Genomic DNA, 20,365 nt, shown 5'->3' with positions numbered 1-20,365 from the left:
TTCTCTTTCATTGATATGAAGCGACATATAGGGTACTCCATTGTTATAATTTTTCTCCTCATTTTCCTGGTAGTGAGTTACTCCAGGCAGCAGGATCGTATTAAGCAGGTACTGTCTCAAAATGAGCGTTTGCTAAATGAAAACCGGCAGCTAAAGGAATCGCTGGACATTAACAGTAATACCACACAGCAGATTGAAAGCAGGAGAGAGGTACAGCAACGCACTGAAGCTGCAGGAGAAGGTACGTTCGTAGAGCGCCGTACCTATTTTCGCCGCAACTGGAAGCAGTTCATAGCCGTAAGCACCAGTGATTACAAAACCGGATTTTTTGGCGGGATCAAAGATCTGAAGATAATTGTACGTAACCAGACGGAGTATCCGCTGGATAATGTAGTGGTATCTGTAGAGTACTTGCGCGGAAATGGCGACGCATTCAAAACAGAGCAATATACAATCAATGATGTACCTGCAAAGGGTACACAATCAGTAAGTGCGGCTGCCAGCCGTAAAGGTCAAAAAGTGGAAATTAAACTGGTAAGTATTACCAGCCAGCCAATGAATTTTTGCTGGGCTGCCAATAAAGCTGCAGCACCAGGGAATCCAGATCCTTATCAGTGCACTCCTAAGCAGTAAAAGAAGTAACATATAAAATCCGGATCCTTATCTGTGCACGTCCTGGCACTAGAAGCAATCTTTATCTCAATAGAAGAAGTAACATTTGGTAATCCTGATACGACCAAACGGTTACTTATCTTTGCTTTTACATGATTACTCTCAATCTTTTACAGGCCATACCTGCAGAAGTAGAACAACTCTATGAGTTGTCTTTTCCCGTGAAGGAACGCCGTAATTTGTCTGCCCAACAGGAATTGCTGAAGGAGGGTGTTTTACAATTGCAGATAGTACAATATAACGGTGAGTTTGCGGGCTTTGTATTCTGTTGGTTACTTACCGGTTTTATTTTTATAGAACACTTTGCCATTGTTGAAGGGCAGCGTGGGGGTGGTATTGGCAGTAAGGTGATGTCCTTACTGCTTGCGCAGTATCAGCAGATAGTATTGGAAGTGGAACCGCCGCATTCGGTGGATGCAGAACGACGTATTAAATTTTACGAAGGACTGGGTTTTACTGCCTGGCCTTATAGCTACCGGCAACCTTCTTATCACGCCGGTGGAGAGCCATTAGTGATGTGGCTCATGCAAAAAGGCATGCCCCAGGAGGAACATGCCTTTTCAAAAATTACCAGTGAAATATATCTTACTGTTTATGGTATTTAACTAATTTCTATCACGTCCTGAACGTTCCTGCGCTGGAGTTGCCTGTCTTGGAGCTGCCTGCGGTTGCACACGAGTTGGCTGTTGTGGTTGTGTACGCTGCTGTTGTGGCTGCATACGTGGTTCCTGCTGAACAGGCTGCGAACGTTGCTGTTGAACAGGTTGTGTACGTGGTTCCTGAACTTGCTGTGTACGCGGTTGCATCTGCTGCTGTACAGGTCTGTCAGGTTGTGATGGCATAACACGTGGCTGCGTGATAGGTCTGCTATCATTACGTCCGGGAGTGTTATTGTTTACAGGAGCATTCGATCTGTTGTCAGAAGGATTCATTCTTCCTGGAGTATTATTATTTACGGGAGTGGTCGGTCTGTTGTCAGAAGGATTCACTCTACCGGGAGTATTATTATTTACGGGAGTGGTCGGTCTGTTGTCAGAAGGATTCACTCTGCCGGGAGTGTTATTATTTACGGGAGTGGTCGGTCTGTTGTCAGCAGGATTTACTCTACCTGGAGTGTTATTGTTTACGGGAGCATTTGGTCTGTCGTAAGCAGGATTCACTCTACCGGGAGTGTTATTATTTATGGGTCTGTTCGGTGTTGGATTATTGATCCTGTCGCCACCGGGCAGATTATTGTTAGGCTGATTCACTCTTCCGGGAGTAGAAGGCCTGTCAAAGTTATTGTTCGGGCGGGTATTACCATTGGTAAAGTTGGTACCGTTACGTCCGGAACGCAGTGTTGCTTCCTGAGGACGATAGATTCTTACCTGGTTGTTGGCTACGCTTGCCCTTCCCGGACGATTATCGTTTGTAATACGCATTGGGCGTATTGGAGCATTGGTAACACGTTCCACATCCCTGGTAGAAGGACCGCGGTAGTAAGTCCTGTTATTAATAATAGTGGTATTATTAATGATAGTGGTTTGATGGTAGATATTTACCCTGCTGCCACGGTCTACATAATAACGGTTCACATATGGATTGGCAATATACCGGCAGGGTACAAATGACCAGTAGGTAACCGGTATATTATAGCTGGCACCAATGGTCATACCGGGGCCTAACGGAGCCCATCCGTAGTAATCGTTGCTGTTTCTCCAGCTTACCCATGCTGGTCCCCATTCGGTACCTGGAATCCATAACCAGCCATAGCTGTTATCGAATGTCCAGCGGCCGTAGTGAAACGGAGCCCATCCCCAGTCGTAGTCAGACATCCATGTCCAGCCATAGTCGGTGTATACCCAGTGACCAGCAGTAGAGTAGGGTTGGAAATCGGGCCCCACATTAGGTTGCCATACTTCGCCATAACCGTCATAGTTTATCCACTGGCCATAAGGACTTAATGCGTTATAGAAACCATCATCGTCGTATACCTGTTGTACTTGTTGTGGCCTTGCGGTCACGCATGAGGAGATACCAGGCATCAAAGATGCTGTGATGATACTGAGGATAATATAATTTTTTATGTTTCTCATTTTGATTGTTTTATAGGTCGTGGCATTAATTGATTTACTTGTCCCTGAACTTGTACAGTTGTACTTAATGTGTTTGAAGACTGTAAGATTTAATTGTGAATGTTTATAGGCTGTTCGCTGGCCTGGCGCATCTCTAAGTGATGGAACGGTGTCAGATGTTAGCTTACCTTAAATAAAACAATTATTGTGCCTGATCAACTAAAACTAATGCTGTGGCTATTTTAGATGAATTGGGAGGTGTTTTTTAGCAAAACCTTCACATTTAATAGGAGGGGAGCCTATGGTTTACAGGATTATGCTTCTTAGTAGTTAATAGTATTTTTTGGAGGGCTAAGTCTGTAATTATTGCCAGAGGGCTTCGGTTTCCCAATCGGGTATAAAGCCCATACGATTGAGATTAATGCTGGGATATTTTGCAATTAATTCTTTTAACTTCTGATTAAAATTGTTGTCGGGGGAGCAGCTGTTAAGAATATATTTAACGACACATAGCTGGTAGTAAAGGTGTTGCTTTAATATTCCACCTGGGATGTTTTTTATCCAGGGAAGCCTGCCTCTGTGTAAATCTTTAGGAGGAAAACTATAAATCCGATAACAGACTCTGCTATGATGAGCGCAATAGTTACGTAGAACGGAAATTACCTGCATCCAGCTATCCAGCCATTTTTCGTTAGGAAGGCCGAGTGCGGCAGCAATTGCCTTTTTTTCAGGAATGCCGGTTTTGATATTGTGGTATATTTTAGAAAGTGTACCAAAGGAAAGGACTTGCATAGTCTTCCAGGCAGGGGGATGAATGTCTTTACCATATTTACGGTTGTGATGAATGACAAACTCCTCACTGGATCTCTCTAATTCCTTATTTATGCAGGTTAGGTTTTCTTTAAACCAATTTGTCTGCTCTGCATATTGTTCATCACTAAACCAGGTAGGTCCATAACTCGTGCACATTTCATGTATGATCAATGCACGAAAAGATACCTCAATCCTTTCAATGGCATCATTTAATAATAGTCTTAATTGCCGGTCAAAGTTATATAGTTCGATAATCTGATCTATAGTGGTATCAGGAATAAAAGTGTGTCTTACTTTGTCGTGCTGAAATATCTGCCAATAACCAGCCAGGCGGTAATAGCCAATATGCCTTAAATGATGTTCCGCAGTAGCAGTATTTGTAATAATTAGCCCGCGTTGTTGTAAAAGCGCTATCTGATCCTGAAAGGAGGTAGCTGGTTTATTGAAGAAATTAACCATAACAAACAATGTAAAAAAAAAGCCTCGCCGTGGGACGCTGATCTTACGGGTAGCGTGGCGAGTTCTGTCAATGCGAATTTAGGATAATTTTAATTAAACGCAAAAAAAATCCTTTTGCATAATATTTTAAGACTTTCTCCAGCCTCCTATTGCTATAGTATTATTTATTTTGTATATTTGAAATATCCTTTCAACCACCTTTATGCATTAAATACCTTCTGGTGGCGGTTCTTTGTATTCAGACAAATACCGCAGGCGATTCTTTGTGCTTATTTTGAATTTCCCCTATTAACAGTTACCTTTGCGCAAATTTAACAAATCGCTCATTTTAGCATTTATAAACCTCTTTAAAATATGCCTAACACAGGTAAGATCAAGCAAATTATCGGTGCAGTGGTGGACGTCCATTTCGACGGACAGTTGCCCGAAATCTACAACGCACTGGAAATTACCCGCGAAAATGGTCAGAAAGTAGTACTGGAAGTGCAGCAACACCTCGGAGAAGACAGTGTTCGTTGCGTAGCAATGGATTCTACAGACGGTTTCGTTAGGGGAATGTCTGTAACAGACAAAGGTACTCCAATTAAAATGCCGGTAGGCGACCATATCAAAGGACGCTTGTTCAATGTGGTAGGAGAGGCGATCGACGGTCTGGGAGATATCGATACGACTAATGGTTATTCTATCCACCGTAAGCCGCCAAAATTCGAAGATCTGGCAACAGATACTGAAGTATTGTTTACCGGTATCAAAGTAATTGACCTGATCGAACCATATGCAAAAGGTGGTAAAATTGGTTTGTTTGGTGGTGCTGGTGTGGGTAAAACCGTACTGATTCAGGAACTGATCAACAATATCGCAAAAGGATATGAAGGTTTATCCGTATTTGCTGGTGTGGGAGAGCGTACCCGTGAAGGGAACGATCTGATGCGTGAAATGATCGAAGCAGGTATCGTAAAATATGGTGAGAAGTTCAACGAATCCATGGAACATGGTGGTTGGGACCTCTCATCCGTAAATATGGAGGAACTGAAAAAATCTCAGGCAACCTTCGTATTCGGACAGATGAATGAACCTCCTGGAGCCCGTGCTCGTGTGGCTTTATCTGGTTTAACGATGGCTGAATATTTCCGTGATGGCGATGGTACTGCAGGTAGTGGTCGTGATATCCTGTTCTTCGTGGATAACATTTTCCGTTTTACACAGGCAGGTTCTGAAGTATCCGCACTGTTAGGCCGTATGCCTTCAGCGGTGGGTTATCAGCCTACTCTGGCTACAGAAATGGGTCTGATGCAGGAACGTATCACTTCTACTAAAAATGGTTCAATCACTTCCGTACAGGCGGTTTACGTACCTGCGGATGACTTGACTGACCCTGCTCCGGCTACAACATTTGCTCACCTTGATGCTACTACTGTATTGGATCGTAAAATATCCGATCTTGGTATCTATCCTGCTGTGAGTCCGCTGGAATCTACTTCCCGTATTCTTAGTCCTTCTATCGTTGGTGAAGCACATTACAATTGTGCACAGAGAGTGAAAATGATTCTGCAACGTTATAAGGAATTACAAGATATCATCGCTATCCTTGGTATGGATGAATTAAGTGATGAAGATAAACTGACAGTATCACGTGCACGTCGTGTACAACGTTTCCTGTCACAGCCATTCCACGTAGCAGAACAGTTTACTGGTCTGAAAGGTGTACTGGTGCCTATCGAAGAAACTATCCGCGGTTTTAACATGATCATGGATGGTGAAGTAGATGAGTATCCTGAAGCTGCGTTTAACCTTGTAGGTAATATCGAAGCTGCAATAGAAAAAGGTAAGAAATTGCTGGAATCAGCTAAGAACTAATTAATAGTTTTTATCACTGAATCACATTTCGTTTTTCAATCACAACAACTCATAACTTTTAATATGTTATTAGAGGTATTAACACCTGAAAGAAAAATATTCTCCGGCGAAGTGTACGGTGTACAATTGCCTGGTGTAGATGGTTCTTTCGAAGTGCTGGACAGGCATGCACCATTGATTGCTGCCTTGGGTAAAGGCAAGATGAAGGTGCTTACAAATAAGACACACAGCGAATTCTATAACATCGAAGGAGGCTTTGTTGAAGTGTTGAAAAATAAAGCAACTGTGCTTGTAGAAGGAGCTGTTGCACAATAATTTTCAGCTTACATTATTAGCATAAAATAATAGGCCGGGTATGATTACCCGGCCTTCGTTTTGTCCTAACTATTCCAATCTAATTATTAATTGCCCTGTTCAAAGCGCAGTAAGATTACTGGCCAGGGCATCGTACAAACCAGACCCACGCTGCACAGAATAATTAAATTCTGCAGCCGCACTTGGGCCCGTTCCTATGAAAATGAATATCCTATGTATTGAATGATTTTGTGTAAACCTTTCAAAGCACAGCCCTTAGCCCTTTATGAAAGGGCTTCAGCTTTATATTTTAATTGTTAAAATTCTAAGTCCAGGAAGGATTGCAGAACCTGAAATAAGATCTGCCCTTCATAGGTATATATATTCGGTTATAATTAGTTTCGCCAGTTCCTCATTTGTCTGATATACAGGGTTATAACAACAGAAGGTACGTTTTCACTGTTTTTGCATAGGCAAGATATTCGATTTTTTTTAAATATCCTCTTGTCGGATGACTGTTTTGGACAAGAAAAGACAGCCGGTGACGTTAGTCATTGGACCTCAAAGTGTAGGCAGAAAATATTTTTTCTCTTTTTTATCCACAGTCTCTTTTAAAAGGCTGCTTTATGCGTGGTGGAATATGTATATGTAACTAATTCAGGAGAGGGTCAATCGGGAAATTGGCCATGATAGCAAAGTTACTCCCTAAATTCTTTAAAGCCTGCTTCCAGATATGCTGTTCTTCTTCTTCAAATATAAGCGGGATATCACTGGTAGAAGTGATCCAGGATTTTTCATTCAGTTCATTCTCAAGCTGTCCGTTACTCCAGCCGGAGTAACCAATAAAGAATTTGATCTTCGTAAGGTCCAGTTTTCCACTGTTAATTAATGATACTACTGTTTCAAACTCTCCTCCCCAGTAAACTCCCTTAATAATCTCAAAACCACCCTTTATTAATTCGGGCTGCTGATGAATAAAATGAATAGTATCTATCTGCACAGGCCCGCCATAAAACACAGGAATGGTGTTTATCAATATTTCAGGCACCAGCTCATTTAATTGCTGATCAAATAATTTGTTGAGAACAAAGCCAAAGCTGCCTTTTGTATCCTGATGTTCACAAAGCAATACAACAGTACGTGCAAAATTCGGATCTTTCAGAAATGGGTCAGCGATGAGTAATGTACCGGGCAATAAGGAAACCATACACAATCAATTTTAGCACTAATCAAATTTAACTAATTGAGCGCAAGTAGAATAGTATTAATTTATAGAATTTCTGATATAGATTCTTAAATTCTGCCCCGTAGTAGTAGCAAAATAATAAAGGAGGCTAGAAAGCCTCCTTACCATTTTATCAACCAAAATCTAAATCGCTTATGGAGTCGAATCCATTTCGATGTATGTAGAAATTTTAAATTCGCTTGTTATATCTCACCAGTACATCAAATTTGGTACCAGTTTGATATGGCAAATGTACATAAAGAAGATCAATTCCAAGTGCAATTACCCAGTTAAAATTACGTTAAAGTGATGCTTTATTATTAAAGTCAGTACTGTAAAAGGTTCCAGCGTATTAATTTTGTATTAACGTTGCTATAGCAAATATTAATTTTTAACAATTTTTACACTGGCGCCATCAATGTTTGTAAGTATATTGCGCGTTTTACTATTGATCTAGCATGATACCACTGAAGAAAGTATTTCCCATTATTGTGGTGTTAATTACACTATCCCTGCTGGGAATCATTTATATCCAGGTAAACTGGATCTATAATGCCTCTATTGTACGCAGGGAACAGATGGAACAACGCATGATCAGCTTTATAAATAACGTAAGGGAACAAATGCTTCTCAGGCAGGCTCCTCCCATGCGCTTTAAAGTAGATGGTGCCAGGGCCACTGAAAGAGGACTGGTAATAGACAAATTTGAGTTAAAAGCGCTGTTCAATGAGAATATAAGCGACCGCTTTACTACAGACGAAGTACAGAAACTGATAGCTAAAGGATTAAGAGATGCTCACCTGGATACTACCTTCGAATTTGCCATCATGGGCAGAGGTGTTTTTGGTAATACCAACGGTGTAAAAATGCAATCTCCCGGATTTACTAAAATGATAGAAGAATCCGGTACAGACAGCCTGAACTACATTGTTCACTCCGTACCACTGGTCGTCAGCCTGGAATATGTGACAGAACAAACGGAATCCCTGTATGTAGTGCAACCAAAGAATAATCTATTACTGCTGATGTCACTGGGCAGAATGATGGCCGGAGGACTTCTATTCACCGCCGTGATTATCACTGCCTTTATCCTTACCATCCGAACGATGTTAAATCAGAAGAAGATCTCCGAGATTAAATCTGATTTTATCAATAACATGACGCATGAACTGAAAACGCCACTGGCTACTATTTCCCTCGCTATCGATGCTATTGGCAATGAAAAGGTGATGGATAACAAAGAGAAGATCCGGTATTTTTCAGGTATCATCAAAGAAGAAAATAAACGCATGAACAAGCAGGTGGAAAGCATCCTGCAATCTGCCCTGCTGGAGAAAAATGAAATTGCACTAAACCTGCAGGTAACAGATGTACACGATGTGATTCAGCATACAGTCGATAATCTGCAACTGCAGTTTGGTTTACGAAATGGCCGTGTGGAAGTACGGCTGGATGCTATCAATCCTATTATCCAGGCAGATGATGTACATTTTTCCAACGTGATCTTTAACCTGCTGGACAATGCAATAAAATATTCAAAAGAAGATTTAGAAGTAGTGATCTCTACTTACAACAGCAAAAAAAGCCTGGTGATCACTATTGCAGACAACGGTATTGGTATGAGCCGTGATACGATTTCCCGTATCTTTGAAAAATTCTATCGCGCCCACACAGGGAATGTACATAATGTGAAAGGATTTGGTCTTGGATTAAGTTATGTGAAAGCCATCGTGGATGCGCACAAGGGTAAGATCAAAGTAGAAAGTACCCCCGGAAAGGGAAGTAAATTTACAATGGAGTTTCCTCAGGAATAATTGATCATTCGAAAATCAGATCAGCTTATGGCGTTAATTGAAAAGGAACTACAGCATTTTAAACATGCAATAGCCGTTCCGGGTATGGGAGTGGCCATGCAGGAAAAACTAAAAGAAACAAGAATCCTCGTAGTAGGTGCCGGCGGATTGGGATGCCCGGTAATCCAATATCTTAGCAGCAGTGGTGTGGGTGTAATCGGCATTGCCGATTATGGTGTGATACTGGATGAAGATATGCACCGTCAACCTATCTTCCAGGTGCAGGATCTGCGCAAGCATAAAGCTAAAATGGCTGCCAGCCGTTTATGGGCCAGCAATCCATTTACAAAACATTATCCCCTGCTGTTGCAGGTGAAACCACAGAATATACTCCAGTTACTGGAAGGGATGGACCTTGTGATTGATTGCTCACAGCACGTTCCTACTCACCTTGTAATCAATGATGCCTGTATGGCACAGGGTAAACCTTTTGTTATAGGAGAGGTACATAACTGGGTGTCCTGGTGGGCTGGCTACAATATTGCTCCTGCCAGCGGAGAGGCCGCTGCTTCTTACCGTTGCAGTACAAAACTGACGGATGAATACCGCAACTTTGATGCGGGCATCATCGGTGTTACACATGGTGCTACCGGTTTGATGATGGTGAATGAAATCCTGAAATTTATTGCAGGTGTACCCGACGGCCTTGCAAACAAGTTATACAGTATGAACTATCTGCATAACGTATACCAGTCACACACTCTCTCTCCTGATGCTGATGGCATTGCAAATACACTTGCAAAAGGTGTATTGACTGCAGAAGAGTATGGAATGGAGATTGTTCCTGATATTGAAGACTAATCAAGATCTGTTTACCTCCTTTATTTGTATGGCCCGCTTCTGGCGGGCCATACAAATAAAGGATTGTTTTATTCTGGCACTGGAATAAAACAATCAGAAAATAAAATAAAATCAATGCTTCGTAAAAGATTACGCCCTATTATCTTTCTGTTAGTAGCTCTCTACCTGTTACCGGGTATCTCATTATATTTTTTCCAGAAGAAACTCATCTTTCATCCGGATGTATTGGCGGCAGACTATAAATTTCAGTTTGATGTTCCTTTTGAGGAGTTAAAGATTCAGGTGAAGAAGGATGAGTTACTGAGTGCCATATTATTTAAAGCAACGGCCCCTAAAGGGATTGTAATCTACTTTCATGGTAATGCCAGGAATATCTCCAATTATGCAGCTAAAACGCCCGATTTTATCCGTAACGGATATGATGTGCTGATGATGGATTACCCTACATTCGGAAAGAGTACCGGAACACTTCTGGAATCCAGGATGTATGCCGATGCCTTGCTGATGTATCAGATAGCTCGTCAACGTTTTCCGGCTGATAGTATTATCATCTTTGGCCGGTCATTAGGTACAGCTGTTGCTGCACAACTAGCCAGCATCAGGGATTGCAGACGGTTAGTGCTTGAATCACCTTATTACAGCATGACGGACATGGCCATGCGATATGCGCCTATATTTCCTTACAGCCTGATGCTGGAATATAAATTTCCTACAAATGAATACCTGAAAAAGGTAGCGGCACCTGTTACCATCATTCATGGTACAGCAGATCGTACAGTGCCATTATCCTCCGGAAAGAAATTGGAAGCACTCTTTAAGCCCGGTGATAAATTCATTGCTATTGAGGGGGCAGATCATAATAACCTGGATAATTATACAAGATTCCATCAGGCATTGGACAATGCACTGCAATAATTCGTATGTATTATTACCCGATGCGCTGTAATAATTTACATTGTTTGTCTGTTACCAGCAGATCATGCTGCAGGCCGAATTTCATTGCATAATTCTCATAACTATGTCCTGCCGGGAAACCGAAACAAACAGGATACTTGTACTCCTTAACTATATTGCGGATAATCTCGTATTCTGTTTGACCAAAAGGGGTGATGGTTTCTTTTTCCTCAGTAAATGAACCTACAACCAATCCAGCCAGTTTATCCAGCCAGCCGGCTCTTTTCAGATTATACATCATCCTGTCCACATTATAGCGGTATTCTCCTATATCTTCCAGGAATAAGATCTTGCCTTTGGTATCTGGCTGGGAAACAGTTCCTGACAGGTTCGCCAGCAGGGACAGGTTACCACCTGTTAAAATACCATTAGCTTTACCATTGCGGTTCAGCTCATGAGGAGCACAATTATATTTGGTGGCTTTACCTTTAAGTGACTGCCGCAGACTGTCCACATATTCATTATCTGCAGTCTCTGGTGTAATACCGCTGCACATCATGGAATGGATGGTAGGAATGCCATAACGTTGCTGGATATGGCTGTGTAGAGCCGTTATATCACTGTATCCGCAGAGCCATTTAGGATTTTTACGGAATTTGGTGAAATCCAGTTGATCCAGAAGGCATACCATACCATAACCTCCCCGGCCAAATATGATCGCTTTGATCTCAGTGTCATCCAGCATATCCTGTAGTTCTTCCAACCGCAGTTCGTCCGGAGCGGAAAAATTATGGAAGCTGGTGCCTACCGTAATGCCCAGGTGAACACGGAACCCCCAGGAATTGATCACTCCGGCAGCATATTCAGCTGCCTGCTGGTCCATTTTACTGCTGCTGCAGGTGACGCCTATCAGATCCCCTTTTTTGAGATATGGTGGAATTTTCATTCTTCTATGCTTTAAGTTACCTTTGTCGACTATTAACCCGACAGGGCTAAGTTGATAAATACTTTTCGCTCTTCCAAAAGCACAAAACAGATTTTAGATTATTTAAGCATTCTTTAAGCGAACATGGCAAAATTTAACAGATATCTAATAACCGCGGCGCTGCCTTATGCCAATGGACCGGTTCACATCGGTCACCTGGCTGGCTGCTACATCCCTGCCGATATATATGTACGCTACCTGCGTGCTAAAAAAGCTGACGTGAAGTTCATCGGCGGTACCGATGAACATGGTGTGCCTATTACCATCAAGGCAATGAATGAGAACGTGACTCCGCAGGATATAGTGGACAAATACCACAAGATCATCTCCGATAGTTTTACAGATATGGGTATCTCTTTTGATATCTTCTCCCGTACAACCAATCAGGTGCATCACGAAACAGCCGCTGCATTCTTCAAAAAGATGTACGACGACGGCCTGTTTGAGGAACGCGAATCCGAACAGTATTATGATAACGTAAAGAACGTATTTCTGGCAGACCGGTATATCATTGGTACCTGCCCTAAATGTGGCAATCCTAATGCATACGGAGATCAGTGCGAACGCTGTGGTTCTTCCCTGAGCCCCGATGAGCTGATCAATCCGCGTTCTGCTCTCAGTGATGCTACCCCGGTGAAAAAGCTGACCAAACACTGGTACATGCCGTTACAGAACTACGAACCCTTTCTGAAGGAGTGGTTGCTGGAAGGTCACAAAGAATGGAAAAACAATGTATACGGCCAATGTAAAAGTTGGTTGGATAATGGCCTGCAAAGCAGGGCCATGACACGCGACAGCAACTGGGGGATCAAAGTTCCCCTGCCCGATGCTGAAGGAAAAGTATTGTATGTATGGTTTGATGCACCTATCGGGTACATCTCCGCTACAAAAGAACTGACGCCGGACTGGGCCGATTACTGGTGTAAAGAGGATACCAAGCTGGTACACTTTATCGGTAAGGATAACATTGTGTTCCACTGTATTATCTTCCCGGCCATGTTAAAGGCGCATGGTAATTTCGTATTACCGGAGAATGTTCCTGCCAACGAGTTCCTGAACATCGAAGGTGAGAAAGTATCGACTTCCCGTAACTGGGCTGTATGGGTGCATGATTATGTGAAAGATTTCCCTGATCAGCAGGATGTATTGCGCTACGTATTGTGCAGTACCGCACCGGAAACTAAGGATAACGACTTCACCTGGAAAGATTTCCAGGATCGCAATAACAATGAACTGGTAGCTATTTTCGGCAACTTCATTAACCGTACAATGGTGCTGATGCACAAACTGTGTGGTGGTAAAGTGCCAGTTTTCCATATGGACATAAAGGACGCAAAAGATGATGCTTTAATAGCGGCTATCCAGGAAGGGAAAAAGAAAATAGAGGAGTCATTAGAAAACTTCCGTTTCCGTGAAGCATTGGCAGAAGTGATCAATGTGGCACGTGAAGGGAATAAGTATTTACAGGAAAAAGCACCCTGGCTGTTAGCTAAAACGCCGGAAATGCAAGCCGAAAACCAAAAGGTGATCGACAACTGTCTGCATCTGTGTCTGCAACTGACGGGCAACCTGGCTATTTTTGCCAATCCTTTCCTGCCGTTTACAGCTAAGAAGATCTGCCATATGCTGAAAGTGGTTGATCGTATCCTGGACTGGGAAAATGCAGGCAGCCTGAAACTGGTAAGTGTGGGATATTCACTGCGCCCACCTGAACTGCTGTTTAAGAAAGTGGAAGATGATCAGGTGAAAGCACAGGTAGAAAAGCTGCACGCCGGACTTAAAAAGTCTGCTGCTGAAACTACCGCTGCTGCGGCACCTGCAGAAGAGAAGGTTGAGGCAGAACCAAAGGCACTTATAGAGTTTGATGATTTCGCTAAACTGGACCTTCGTGTAGGTACTATCTTAGAGGCAGAAAAAGTAGCGAAAGCAGACAAATTACTAAAGCTGCTGGTAGATATCGGTACAGAAAAACGTACCGTTGTTTCCGGTATTGCACTGCATTTTACACCGGAAGAAATAATAGGCAAACAGGTAACACTGGTGGCTAACTTAGCTCCCCGGAAAATGCGCGGTATCGAAAGCCAGGGTATGATCTTAATGGCAGAAAATGCTGCCGGGAAACTGGTATTTGTGAATCCGAATGCAGCAGTGGAACCTGGTAGTGAAGTAAGATAATTTACAGATATTCTAAAGTCCTCCGGAGTATATACTTCGGAGGACTTTTTTTTATTCAAATCTGTCCCACCATTTTTTTAGTATAGATCCAAAAGAGATAAAGTCATCCTTCGTTCATCCTTCGTTTTTAAACGGAGGATGAACGAAGGATGACTTTATCTCTTTTGGATTATTCCAGAAAACTATGGAAGTATTAATGATAATGACTGAGAGACCTCGGAGAGAGTTCGGAGCAAGTTGCTGGAGTCTCCCAGGTTTGGTAGGTGATTGGTAGGGGTTTGGTAGGGGTTTGGTAGGTCTTTGGTTGGTCGTGACCTATCAAAGACCTACCAAACCCCTACCAATCACCTATCAAAGTGCTAGTCTCTGGCAACTCTCTTCGAACGTACTCTGAACTTAATAGTACGAGGTTCTAATCGGTCTATAACTACTATACGTTTTCAATAAGAAATCAGGAATGGGAGTTTAATACCAAATATCATTATTGATTTTAGTATAAAAATATTTGTCATTTTAAATATATTAATTGCACTGTAGGTGCAATTATGAGGGCAATGAAGATATTTTAAATACAATTATTGAATAAAATAATTGCACTCACAATGCAAATATTAGGTATATTACTTTAAGGAAAGGATATGGAAAGCCTAACAAAATACAACAGGATAAAATCTATTCTTGCCTTAAAAGGAAGGACGAGTGCCGACTTAGCCAAACATTTAAATAAATCAATTTATACGATTTCAAAATGGAGTACCAACAAAGGGCAACCGACAATACCTGATTTGTATGAAGTTGCTGAGTTTTTAGGAGTTCCCGTTTATGATTTATTAGAGCCCAATAAACACTAACCCACTACGCCCTAAAAACTCTCCCCATTTGATTTAAGTCTCCCAAAAAATGCTAAATTCATTCATCGATTAATCAAGACTCACTACAATGCTGATTGCTTGTAGATAAAACGCTTTCTATGAAAAGACACATCAATAAGGTGGCCGTTTTAGGTTCAGGAGTAATGGGTTCCCGCATTGCGGCCCATTTTGCAGGGATAGGCGTTCAGGTGTTGTTGCTGGATATAGCCCCTAAAGAATTAAATGATGCGGAAACAAAACGTGGCCTGTCGCTCGACAGCAAAGCCGTTAAGAACCGCATCGTAAACGATGCCTTACAGTCCACGCTGAAGGCTAACCCATCCCCCGTATACACGAAAGACGTGATCAAAAATATCCGTACCGGGAACTTTACGGATGATATGCCGCAAATAACCAATTACGACTGGATCATAGAAGTAGTGGTGGAAAATCTTGATGTAAAGAAGGTCGTGTTTGAACAGGTGGAAAAATACCGCAAGCCAGGTACACTGATCACCTCCAACACTTCTGGTATTCCCATTCATTTGATGACAGAAGGCCGCAGCGAAGACTTTAAAAAACACTTCTGCGGTACACACTTCTTCAATCCACCGCGTTACCTGCGTTTGCTTGAAATTATTCCCACTCCACATACAGATAAGGAAATCATTGATTTCCTCATGCACTATGGCGATTTGCACCTTGGTAAAACTACAGTGCTCTGTAAAGATACCCCGGCTTTCATAGCCAATAGGGTAGGGGTGTTTTCTATCATGGCCATCTTCCATATTATGGAGGAGATGGGGTTAAGTATAGATGAAGTGGATACGCTGACCGGCCCTGTAATAGGACGGCCAAAATCTGCTACTTTCCGCACCGCCGATGTAGTAGGGATTGATACCCTGGTGAAAGTGGCCAACGGTGTAGCTCAAAACTGTCCGGGAGATGAAGCAAAAGATATCTTCGTGATTCCTCCTTTCCTGCAAAAGATAGTAGAGAACAAGTGGCTGGGTGATAAAACAGGACAGGGATTCTACAAAAAAACAAAAGGTGAAGGCGGTAAGGAAATCCTGACGCTGAACCTGCAAACAATGGAATATGGTCCCCGCCAGAAATCTAAATTTGGCAGTATCGAAGCCGCCAAACCAATAGAAGACCTGAAACAGCGCATAAAAATGCTGTCGGCAGCGACTGATAAAGCGGGTCTGTTCTATCAGCAGTTCCATGCTTACCTGTTTTCATATATCTCTCACCGTATTCCTGAAATAGCAGATGATATATACAAGGTAGATGATGCCATGAAAGCCGGATTTGGCTGGGAAATAGGGCCTTTTGAAACCTGGGATCTCTTAGGTGTGGAAGCAGGTGTAAAGATGCTGGAAGAAAAGGGGCATACCGTAGCTGCCTGGGTGAAAGATATGCTGGGCAAAGGGATCAAACAGTTCTACAAAATTGATAACGGTAAGAAATTCTATTATGATATCAGCAGTCAGGCATACAAATTACTGCCGGGTGCAGATACTTTTATCATACTGGAAAATCTGTCTGGTAATGTAGTATGGAAAAATAGTGCCTGCACGCTGTACGACCTGGGTGATGGTGTGGTGTCGCTCGACTGGAAAACTAAAATGAACATCATTGGAGGTGAAGTGCTGGAAGGAGTGAATAAAGCTATTGATCGTGCAGAAAAAGATTTCCGTGGATTGATCCTGGCCAACGAAGGTGCTAACTTCTCTGCCGGTGCTAATGTAGGCATGATCTTCATGTTTGCGGCAGAACAGGAATACGATGAACTGGATATGGCTGTGCGCCTGTTCCAGAAAACCACTATGCGTCTGCGTTACTCTTCTATCCCCACTATTGTAGCACCTCATGCATTAACGCTGGGTGGCGGTTGCGAAATGTGCCTGCATGCCGATAAAGTACAGGCAGCCGCAGAATCATATATAGGGCTGGTAGAACTGGGCGTTGGATTGATTCCCGGTGGTGGTGGTACCAAAGAAATGGCACTGCGCGCCAGCGATGAATTTAAAGAAGGCCGCATTGAGGAAGAACCACTGAAAGATCGTTTCATGACAGTAGCGATGGCTAAAGTGAGCACTTCTGCACAGGAAGCTTTTGGTCTTGGTATTCTGCGTCCGGGTCATGATGAGATTTCCATGAACCTGAGCCGGCAGATTGCCGATGCCAAACGTAGTATCTTACTGATGGCAGATGAAGGTTATAACCGCCCTGTAGAAAGGACGGATGTGAAAGTTCTGGGCCGTGGCGCTTTAGGGATGCTGCTCACCGGTATTCATAGCATGCGGTTCTCAAACTACATCTCAGATCATGATGCAAAGATTGCAGGTAAACTGGCCTATGTAATGTGTGGAGGAGATTTGTCAGAAACATCCCTGGTAAGCGAACAATATCTGCTGGACCTGGAAAGGGAAGCCTTCCTTAGTCTGACAGGGGAACGCAAAACACTGGAAAGACTGCAAAGTGTAGTCAAAACCGGAAAGCCAATAAGAAATTAATAAACCACCAACAGGTATGCCTATCCTTTCCCTGCATAACATCTCGAAAAAATATGGTCCTGTACAGGCACTCTCACAAGTGTCTTTCGAAGTTCCCGCCGGTAGTGTATTTGGTATACTGGGGCCCAACGGTAGTGGAAAAACTACCTTGCTGAGTATTGTAACGGATGTACTGAGGGCCGATGAAGGTTCTTTTACTTTATTCGATGAGGCCCCCACCGCAAAACAACGCCGGAATATTGGCACTCTGCTGGAAACGCCTAACTTTTACCACTACCTCTCTGCTTACCGGAACCTACAGGTAGTAGCCGGCATCAAACAGAAAAGCGAAAAAGATATTGCACGTGTGCTGGAGCTGGCTGGTTTGACTGCCCGTCAGCATTCTGCTTTTAAAACCTATTCACTTGGTATGAAGCAGCGGCTGGCTATTGCGGCTGCACTGCTGGGAGATCCCGATGTACTGATCCTGGATGAACCATCGAATGGACTTGACCCAGTGGGGATTTCTGAAGTCAGAACACTGGTAAAACAGCTGGCTCAAAGCGGTAAAACCATTATCATGGCCAGCCATCTGCTGGATGAGGTGGAAAAAGTCTGCACCCATGTGGCTATCCTGCGTAAAGGGAAACTGTTGTTGTCCGGACCGGTAAATGCAGTCATCACCCGCGACGACTTTATAGAGCTGGGCTGCAACGACAATACGGCTCTGAAAACACTGATAGGGAAACATCCCGCATTCGTGCAACTGTCAGCCACTCCCGAAGGATTACTACAGGTCATTTTCCGTACACCGGTAGATCCTGCAGATCTTAATAACTGGTGCGCCCAACAGGGCATTTGGCTGAATCATTTGCAGGTACGCAGGAAAAGTCTGGAAACGGCCTTCCTGGAGTTAACCAATAACTAATAACTCCCTATGCTACAAATCATAAAAATAGAATGGCTGAAAGTTAAGGTGTACCGTACTTTCTGGATCTTACTGGGAATGGCTGTCGCGATCATCCCTGCTTCCAACCTCATCGTACAGGATATCACCAGCCGTATTCCCAAAGAGGCCCGTACCCTGCTGGGTGGTACTGCGTACGACTTCCCACTGGTATGGCAGTCTGTCGCCAATGTGAGCTCATACACTTCTGGCATTTTCTCATTACTACTACTAACACTTGTTACAAACGAGTTTACCTTTAAAACACACCGCCAGAATGTTATTGATGGCTGGGATCGCCGGGATTTCGTGTTTGCCAAGCTGTTCTGGGTACTGGCTTTAGCCGTGCTGGCATTAGTCGTTTCTATGCTCACAGCCCTTTACTTCGGATTCTTTTACGGAGAAAAAGCTTTCAGTGCTGAAGGTATTTCTTATATGGGCTATTATTTCCTCCAGGTATTATTATCGCTCTGTATGGCTTTGCTGCTGGCTATCTTTGTAAAACGCGCCGGACTAGCCATTGTGTTATATCTGGGATATATCATGGCCATCGAACAATTACTGGTGCTTACCATTAAGCGTTATTGGGGAAGTATAGGCGGACTATTACCGCTACAGGCAGGAGATGAGTTGATACCTTTCCCTTTAGGAAGTATCGGAAAGATGATGCCGGGTCTCGAACAATATGATACCAGTATATACCTGCTGGCATTATTCGCCTATATTGTGCTCGCATTGTGGTTGATCTTCAGAAGATTGTTACGTGCCGACATATAATTTAACATTCTGAAGCAACATAATATATTCAATACATATTAAATTTGTGCAACGTGAAGGGAACAGCGCAGGAAAAAATCATACTGGTTACCAACGATGATGGAGTAACAGCTCCGGGCATCCGTGCCCTGATAGAAGCCGTGAGTCCGCTGGGCAGAGTAGTGGTGGTAGCCCCTGATAGTCCGCAGTCAGGAAAAGGACATGCCATTACCATAGGAGTACCTTTACGGTTAGACCCTGTGGATATCTTTGAGGGAATAGAAGCCTGGCAATGTTCGGGAACACCGGTAGATTGTGTGAAACTGGCACGTGATAAGATCCTGCACCGTTTGCCTGATCTCTGCGTAAGTGGTATTAATCATGGTGCTAATCATTCTATCAATGTAATTTATTCCGGTACTATGTCTGCCGCAATGGAAGCAGCCATAGAAGGAGTGCCTTCTGTTGGGTTTTCTTCATTGGATTTCAGCTTTGATCAGGATTTTATCTTATCGAAAAAGGTGGCGCATACTATTGCAAAGAAGATGCTGGAAACTAAACTACCGGATGGAACGTTATTTAATGTAAATATTCCGGTTGTAAAAGAGGATGAATTCAAAGGCATTAGAATCTCCCGGCAGGCAGATGCTAAATGGGTAGAGGCTTTTGATGAACGTCGTGATCCGCGTGGTAAGAAATACTATTGGCTCACGGGAGAGTTTGTAAACAGGGATTCAGGAGAGGATACAGATGTGTGGGCACTGGCCAATAATTATGCATCACTGGTACCGGTGCAATTTGATCTTACAGATTATAAGCTGAAAAAACAAATAGAGGCAGAATGGAAGTTCTGAGCGCTCAAAACTACAATATGTTAAAGAAGGATAATCTTGTATTAGGGATCGTGTTAGGATTGCTGACACCTGTAATCACGTTTTTTATTTATTATCTGCTGGCGGTATATATGCCATATCACCGGGGATTAGATGAATTTTTCCAGATCCTGCTTAATAACAGGCAAATGCTCCCCAAAGTCATCAGCATCTGCCTGCTGTTGAATGGAGGTGTATTTTATCTCTATACAAGGCAAAGAAAGGACCTTACTGCCAGAGGGATCTTCCTTGTTACTATGTTATATGCCATCACTATCATCCTGCTTAAATTATTGCACGGATAAGTAACGTCGAACATTTCTTCCTCCAAATGGTTTATAACTATATTTGCTGCGGTTC

Annotated in this window: 18 protein-coding genes; 14 read left to right on the top strand and 4 right to left on the bottom strand. The window is 42.9% G+C overall.

The features are described 5' to 3' along the window. Positions 1–15: 15 nt before the first annotated feature. Together BM176_RS03485 and BM176_RS03480 are read left to right on the top strand one after the other, a co-directional pair. Entirely contained in the window at positions 16–633 is a 618-nt protein-coding gene (locus BM176_RS03485) for a hypothetical protein (RefSeq protein ID WP_143097688.1), read from the top strand. A 131-nt stretch (positions 634–764) separates the two neighbouring features. Further along, entirely contained in the window at positions 765–1,277 is a 513-nt protein-coding gene (locus BM176_RS03480) for a GNAT family N-acetyltransferase (RefSeq protein ID WP_090099573.1), read from the top strand. On the opposite strand, the gene BM176_RS03475 is transcribed toward BM176_RS03480, so the two are convergent. Together BM176_RS03475 and BM176_RS03470 are read right to left on the bottom strand one after the other, a co-directional pair. Beyond that, the gene (locus BM176_RS03475) at positions 1,278–2,747 is read right to left on the bottom strand and encodes a DUF6600 domain-containing protein (protein WP_090099571.1); all 1,470 of its coding nucleotides are present in this window, start codon (positions 2,745–2,747) and stop codon (positions 1,278–1,280) included. A 342-nt stretch (positions 2,748–3,089) separates the two neighbouring features. Then, positions 3,090–3,998, bottom strand: coding sequence for an Abi family protein (locus BM176_RS03470; protein ID WP_090099570.1), 909 nt, complete (start codon positions 3,996–3,998; stop codon positions 3,090–3,092). A 354-nt stretch (positions 3,999–4,352) separates the two neighbouring features. Here BM176_RS03470 and atpD point away from each other — a divergent pair, with 354 nt between their 5' ends. Both atpD and atpC read left to right on the top strand, forming a co-directional pair. Beyond that, on the top strand, positions 4,353–5,855 hold the full coding sequence (gene atpD / locus BM176_RS03465) for a F0F1 ATP synthase subunit beta (RefSeq protein ID WP_090099568.1): 1,503 nt from the start codon (positions 4,353–4,355) through the stop codon (positions 5,853–5,855). A gap of 63 nt (positions 5,856–5,918) precedes the next feature. Beyond that, positions 5,919–6,170 carry an ATP synthase F1 subunit epsilon gene (gene atpC / locus BM176_RS03460; protein WP_090099566.1) on the top strand — a complete coding sequence of 84 codons (252 nt, stop codon included), beginning with the start codon at positions 5,919–5,921 and terminating at the stop codon, positions 6,168–6,170. A 631-nt stretch (positions 6,171–6,801) separates the two neighbouring features. Here atpC and BM176_RS03455 read toward each other — a convergent pair. After that, positions 6,802–7,356 carry a YqgE/AlgH family protein gene (locus BM176_RS03455; RefSeq protein ID WP_090099564.1) on the bottom strand — a complete coding sequence of 185 codons (555 nt, stop codon included), beginning with the start codon at positions 7,354–7,356 and terminating at the stop codon, positions 6,802–6,804. Positions 7,357–7,832: 476 nt separating this feature from the next. On the opposite strand from BM176_RS03455, the gene BM176_RS03450 reads away from it, so the two are divergent. The 3 genes from BM176_RS03450 (at position 7,833) to BM176_RS03440 (ending at position 10,943) form a co-directional block, all read left to right on the top strand. Further along, the gene (locus tag BM176_RS03450) at positions 7,833–9,188 is read left to right on the top strand and encodes an ATP-binding protein (protein WP_090099562.1); all 1,356 of its coding nucleotides are present in this window, start codon (positions 7,833–7,835) and stop codon (positions 9,186–9,188) included. A 27-nt stretch (positions 9,189–9,215) separates the two neighbouring features. Continuing rightward, complete coding sequence (locus BM176_RS03445; protein ID WP_090099560.1) at positions 9,216–10,028, top strand: HesA/MoeB/ThiF family protein; 813 nt, start codon at positions 9,216–9,218, stop codon at positions 10,026–10,028. 114 nt (positions 10,029–10,142) lie between these two features. After that, positions 10,143–10,943 (top strand): alpha/beta hydrolase, encoded by an 801-nt coding sequence (locus BM176_RS03440; RefSeq protein WP_143097687.1) that lies wholly within the window; start codon positions 10,143–10,145, stop codon positions 10,941–10,943. A gap of 13 nt (positions 10,944–10,956) precedes the next feature. On the opposite strand, the gene BM176_RS03435 is transcribed toward BM176_RS03440, so the two are convergent. Further along, on the bottom strand, positions 10,957–11,868 hold the full coding sequence (locus BM176_RS03435; protein ID WP_090099556.1) for a S66 peptidase family protein: 912 nt from the start codon (positions 11,866–11,868) through the stop codon (positions 10,957–10,959). Positions 11,869–11,991: 123 nt separating this feature from the next. Between BM176_RS03435 and metG the strand changes: the two genes are divergently transcribed. The 7 genes from metG (at position 11,992) to BM176_RS03400 (ending at position 20,310) form a co-directional block, all read left to right on the top strand. Further along, positions 11,992–14,082, top strand: coding sequence for a methionine--tRNA ligase (metG, locus tag BM176_RS03430; protein ID WP_090099554.1), 2,091 nt, complete (start codon positions 11,992–11,994; stop codon positions 14,080–14,082). Between the two features lie 638 nt (positions 14,083–14,720). Beyond that, a complete protein-coding gene (locus tag BM176_RS03425) occupies positions 14,721–14,933 on the top strand; it encodes a helix-turn-helix transcriptional regulator (protein ID WP_090099552.1) in 213 nt (70 codons plus the stop codon). Between the two features lie 119 nt (positions 14,934–15,052). Continuing rightward, positions 15,053–17,452, top strand: a complete 2,400-nt coding sequence (locus BM176_RS03420) for a 3-hydroxyacyl-CoA dehydrogenase/enoyl-CoA hydratase family protein (protein ID WP_090099550.1) — start codon at positions 15,053–15,055, stop codon at positions 17,450–17,452. A gap of 16 nt (positions 17,453–17,468) precedes the next feature. Continuing rightward, positions 17,469–18,359 carry an ABC transporter ATP-binding protein gene (locus BM176_RS03415; RefSeq protein WP_090099548.1) on the top strand — a complete coding sequence of 297 codons (891 nt, stop codon included), beginning with the start codon at positions 17,469–17,471 and terminating at the stop codon, positions 18,357–18,359. Positions 18,360–18,368: 9 nt separating this feature from the next. Further along, positions 18,369–19,154, top strand: a complete 786-nt coding sequence (locus BM176_RS03410) for an ABC transporter permease (protein WP_090099546.1) — start codon at positions 18,369–18,371, stop codon at positions 19,152–19,154. Between the two features lie 53 nt (positions 19,155–19,207). Then, positions 19,208–19,987, top strand: coding sequence for a 5'/3'-nucleotidase SurE (gene surE / locus BM176_RS03405; protein ID WP_090099544.1), 780 nt, complete (start codon positions 19,208–19,210; stop codon positions 19,985–19,987). Continuing rightward, positions 19,975–20,310, top strand: coding sequence for a hypothetical protein (locus tag BM176_RS03400; RefSeq protein ID WP_090099542.1), 336 nt, complete (start codon positions 19,975–19,977; stop codon positions 20,308–20,310). The genes surE and BM176_RS03400 overlap by 13 nt, the downstream gene beginning before the upstream one ends. Positions 20,311–20,365 lie beyond the last annotated feature (55 nt).

The sequence above is a fragment of the Chitinophaga sp. CF118 genome, assembly GCF_900112615.1.
Taxonomy (GTDB): Bacteria; Bacteroidota; Bacteroidia; order Chitinophagales; family Chitinophagaceae; genus Chitinophaga.
Note: the sequence above shows the minus strand (reverse complement) of the source record. Positions and strands in the feature narration are given on the sequence as shown.